The organism is Mesorhizobium sp. M1A.F.Ca.IN.022.07.1.1 (assembly GCF_003997575.1).
Classification (GTDB): Bacteria; Pseudomonadota; Alphaproteobacteria; order Rhizobiales; family Rhizobiaceae; genus Mesorhizobium.
Map to the genome: position 1 here is coordinate 1 of NZ_RZST01000448.1, position 3,925 is coordinate 3,925.

Annotated in this window: 8 protein-coding genes; 5 read left to right on the forward strand and 3 right to left on the reverse strand. The window is 60.9% G+C overall.

From position 1 onward, the window contains the following. Positions 1-204 precede the first annotated feature (204 nt). Both EOA75_RS30040 and EOA75_RS30045 read right to left on the reverse strand, forming a co-directional pair. Positions 205-372, reverse strand: coding sequence for a hypothetical protein (locus EOA75_RS30040; RefSeq protein ID WP_236372582.1), 168 nt, complete (start codon positions 370-372; stop codon positions 205-207). Between the two features lie 573 nt (positions 373-945). After that, positions 946-1,221, reverse strand: coding sequence for a hypothetical protein (locus EOA75_RS30045; RefSeq protein ID WP_091600633.1), 276 nt, complete (start codon positions 1,219-1,221; stop codon positions 946-948). Positions 1,222-1,629: 408 nt separating this feature from the next. On the opposite strand from EOA75_RS30045, the gene EOA75_RS30050 reads away from it, so the two are divergent. The 3 genes from EOA75_RS30050 to tnpB are packed head-to-tail and all read left to right on the forward strand — an operon-like array spanning position 1,630 to position 2,558. Continuing rightward, the gene (locus EOA75_RS30050) at positions 1,630-2,103 is read left to right on the forward strand and encodes a transposase (protein ID WP_091600632.1); all 474 of its coding nucleotides are present in this window, start codon (positions 1,630-1,632) and stop codon (positions 2,101-2,103) included. A gap of 54 nt (positions 2,104-2,157) precedes the next feature. Next, positions 2,158-2,406 (forward strand): transposase, encoded by a 249-nt coding sequence (locus EOA75_RS35335; protein WP_236473611.1) that lies wholly within the window; start codon positions 2,158-2,160, stop codon positions 2,404-2,406. Then, positions 2,403-2,558 (forward strand): IS66 family insertion sequence element accessory protein TnpB, encoded by a 156-nt coding sequence (gene tnpB / locus EOA75_RS35660; RefSeq protein ID WP_084831567.1) that lies wholly within the window; start codon positions 2,403-2,405, stop codon positions 2,556-2,558. Before EOA75_RS35335 ends, tnpB begins: the two co-directional genes overlap by 4 nt. A gap of 46 nt (positions 2,559-2,604) precedes the next feature. On the opposite strand, the gene EOA75_RS35345 is transcribed toward tnpB, so the two are convergent. Next, positions 2,605-2,853 (reverse strand): tyrosine-type recombinase/integrase, encoded by a 249-nt coding sequence (locus EOA75_RS35345; RefSeq protein ID WP_236372574.1) that lies wholly within the window; start codon positions 2,851-2,853, stop codon positions 2,605-2,607. A gap of 170 nt (positions 2,854-3,023) precedes the next feature. On the opposite strand from EOA75_RS35345, the gene EOA75_RS35350 reads away from it, so the two are divergent. Both EOA75_RS35350 and EOA75_RS35665 read left to right on the forward strand, forming a co-directional pair. Further along, positions 3,024-3,467, forward strand: a complete 444-nt coding sequence (locus tag EOA75_RS35350; RefSeq protein ID WP_245466780.1) for a hypothetical protein — start codon at positions 3,024-3,026, stop codon at positions 3,465-3,467. A gap of 93 nt (positions 3,468-3,560) precedes the next feature. Then, the gene (locus EOA75_RS35665) at positions 3,561-3,689 is read left to right on the forward strand and encodes a hypothetical protein (RefSeq protein ID WP_259980032.1); all 129 of its coding nucleotides are present in this window, start codon (positions 3,561-3,563) and stop codon (positions 3,687-3,689) included. Positions 3,690-3,925 lie beyond the last annotated feature (236 nt).

Sequence of the window (3,925 nt, forward strand, 5' to 3'; positions counted from 1 at the left end):
GCCGACGAATGACGCAGGCATTCCCTCACCGCTCTCCGACTCGGCGCGTTTCTTGATCAGGGCAATGACGTCCGTTGCGAATTGATCGGCCATTCTGTTTCCTGTCTTTCTTTCCCGCGTTTCGACCCGGACCCGCGGCTCAGTTCCTGAGGCGCGCCGCGTCGCGAAAGCCATCACGCTTGTGCGACTGACAAAGCCCAATGCTCATAAAGCCGGATCAGGTCCGGCCGGTGTGTGGCGTAGGTGCAGTATGACGATGTGAGCCGCTACACCGTGCGCGTCGTAGCCGATTGCGCGGGCTTCCGGTCTCGCGCCGGCCCAACTGCGGCCGCTTTCGAATGGCTTTGCGTGGAAGGTTCCCAGTCTGTCCATAGGCTCGGAAGAAGTCGGACAGTTGACATGGCCGGTCAGTTGCAACTCCCTTTCCCAGCACTCCACTGCCCGGTAGAGCGCATGAAAGTTCTCCTTTCGGGCAGTTCTTAAGACGCTCGCCACGCCATGAGGCAGTGGGGCATCGGTGTGCGTCAGGTGCTTCTGCCCATGCAGGATTCCACAACATTGATGAAATCGTTTGTTTCGATGAAAGGCATCCACACTTTGGATAGTTGACCACGCGTTTCAAAGATCGTGAACTACATCTCGTCGTTGTGCTCGACGCACTTCCGACAAGTAACCTCACGGGCGCGGCATGCAGGATCCGAGCCCAGCCGGTCATGAGTGCGGCCTTGCCGGGTCGGGCGATAGGCAGTCATGCCCTTCCTGCGGGTCAAGCACTCCGAAAAAACATTTCCCCCATAAATGCTAGATCTTCCGCTGCCTTTTCGCGTCACAGGCCGTCAAACGTCCGGCCGTTCACAACAGTGATCCGGCAAGTGTTTGGCTGCGCGAGACGATGCTGCAGGGAGTCGTCCTGCATGGCACTTCGCTATGATGCTGCGGTGCCGTCTAACGGCGCCTCGTGTTTGAACACACTGAACGGCCACCGCGATCAAAATCGATGGTTCGAGGACCGTTGATCATCACCCCGCCAGCCTCGATCTTGTTTGCCGCCACGAGAGCGACACAGAGACTGCTGGTGAAGATGCCCGCCTGCCCGCTATGTTCGGGATGGTTGACCATCCCGGATGGACCCATCGAGGGTGTCAAGGCGAGCATGAGCACAGGCGCGAACAGTTCACGGGCAGGCGCGACGGTGGCCGCAAAGCAACGTCGCGCCAGCATGCGATCTCAGCAGGATCGGCACCATCCTGTCAGGGAGCAATGCGAGTGGCTGGCTTAGCCGCTGCGACGCTGCCCGGCATCGATGACGAGGACCTGGCGCCGTGCGAGGAGCAAGAGTAGACGGATAGTATGCGCGGGAGTGGCGACCGACCACCTTGTTTCTAAGGCAGACTGAAAGCGGCTCTTACCGGGCGGCTACGCTGTTTCAGAGACTGGGGCGTCGTGCACATCCAGCCGATACTCTTTGTTGCGGATTGCGAACCGATTGCATTGCCGCAGTTACTGGCATCATGTTAACGCGTCGGACGGCGACATTGGCGAGCACGGTTTTGTGGCCGCAGTTGACAAAGCCCATAAGTTCTAGATGCTGGTGCTAGAATAGATGTTTGAAATCGCAGGGAGTTTCTGATGTCCAACCTTAAGGAAACTGAGGCAACCCAGGCAGCAGGCGAGGTGCCCGTGAAGGAACAGACACCCGATACAAAGGCGCCGAAGACGCGGAAGCGGACCGCGCAGCGCGCAGGTGCTATACGAACCAGAGCCGCCAGCTCGGCTCTTCAGGCGTCTTCATCTAAAGCGATCGCTTCGCCTACAGTCCGGGCAGCGCGGAGAAATTACTCTGAGAACGAGCGTGCCCAGAAGCTCGGCGAGATCGAGAAGCAGATCGGACGGGGAGAGAGTATCAAGGCAGCCGTTCAGAACGCTGGAATATCGGAACAGACGTACTATCACTGGAAAAGGGCTGCTGGGCAGACAACACAGAGCGATGAGCTCAAGGATCTTGTGAAGCTTGAAGAAGAGAACGCCCGTCTGAAGAAGCTCCTCGCTGACCGGCTCCGGAAAGAAAACGCCGAGCTCAGGAAAAAGCTCGGGCTTGCTTGAGCCCTTTGCCGCCATAGGCAAAAAGCCCGAGGGGCGGCTGACCTGAGCTCCAAGGTGACCTTCCTTTCTTCCTGTGACACAGCGAACAGCGTCGCGCCCAGCAGCCGATACTGGCGCAACGAGCTGTTTCGACCTGAGACCGGGCAGCCGGCAACTGAAGACGTTCTTGACGAACGCGCCCAGCCGCTCCCGCCGCCAGTGGTGATCGAGCTGGACGTCGCCGGCAAGGTGCGGCTGCGGATTCCACTGACCACGCCGCCAACACTGGCAGCGGCGATGGTGAAGGCGCGGGGCGTTTCATGATCCCGGTCCCGAGCCAGGTGCGGATCTGGTTGGCGGTGGGCCGGACCGATATGCGTCGCGGAATGCAGCGTCTCGCTCTGCAGGTTCAGGAGACATTGGGCCGGGATCCGCATTTATGCGTCGGGCGAGATTATGTGGCGGAGCCGCCCTGACCCCTTCGGACCGGCCAAACCCAGCTTGCCTCCGCCACATAAACATTCAGATGGAGTTCAGCAGTTGCAGAACGGAGTCATTTGGTCGGAAACGCACGCCGTGATCGCCGGTGACGCCCGCCTTCTCGAGTCCATTGCGCATCATCTCTACATCCGCTGTGGCATAGCGGTGGGTCGTGGCGACCCGTGCATGCCCGAGCCAGGCTTGGATCGTCAAAAGGTCCACGCCGGACTGGAGAAGCTTCATGGCGAGGGAGTGCCGGAAGATGTGCGGCGATATGGGCTTGTCGGCCAAAGCCGGTCTGGTAGGCCCGGCGCTCGTTGCGGGCGCCGAGGAATATCGGTCGCGGCTCGTGATGGGCGATCCCGCGCTCGCTCAACAAGGATGTCAGCGCCCGCAGCCGGGTCCTTAGCAATGGGGACGACGCGGTCTCTACGCCCTTTGCCGCGCAGCAGCACTTGTGGGTGCGGCCGCTCCAACTGAAGGTCGTTTGCGTTGACGCCGGTGGCTTCGGAGGCCGGGCGCCGGTTCGTGCCAAGAAAGAGCAGAAAGGCTCGGTCGCGCCGACCACGGGGCGTCTTTGGATCTGGCGCCGCGATGAGGGTGTCCACTTCGGCCGTGGTGAGGTGGTACGTCACGTCAATGTGCGTCCGTTTAATGGGAATCGTCAGCACGCGTTGGGCGACGCCGAAGGATGCCGGGTCGGCGGCAGCGACGTGGCGGAAGAAAGATCGGATCGCGGCCAAGCGGGCGTTGCGCGTGGTGACGGAATTGTTCCGCTTCTCCTCGAGTTCGTCGAGAAAAGCGAGAACGAGATCTCGATCAGCTCTTCGAGCGCCAACGCCCCCGGCTTCTTCCGCAATCGGGCGGCGGCAAAGAGGATCAGCATGCGCAAGGCATCGCGATAGCTGGCCACGGTCGCGGGAGTCGCATTGCGCTGCTTCGTCAGGCGCCGGCGGAAATAGGACTCCAGGAGCGGCGCTAGGAGTAGGTGTTAACTCATGCTGCTCCTTGAGCGCGCCGCCATCGAGTGCCACCTCGGCTTGATCAATCAGATCAACGAGGCGTTGACGGTGGTCGAGGCGGATATCGCGGTGGTGCCCACTAGGATCCGACAATCCGTCGCCTGATGACGTTGCCTCCGTCACCGTGGGTGCGAACGTTGCCGCGGCAATCGGCAACATTCGGCGCTTCAGCGATCCACAGAGGCTTGTCGCCTACCTTGGCTTCTTCCGAGCGTGCGGCAGTCGGTGAGGGACCGGCCTATCATGGCCGCATCACGAAGCACGTCTCCTGAATCGAAACCTCTATCCGATCGACGAACGCCTCAAGTCTCGCAGGCGAGCAAGGCCGGGCGGGTCCGGGC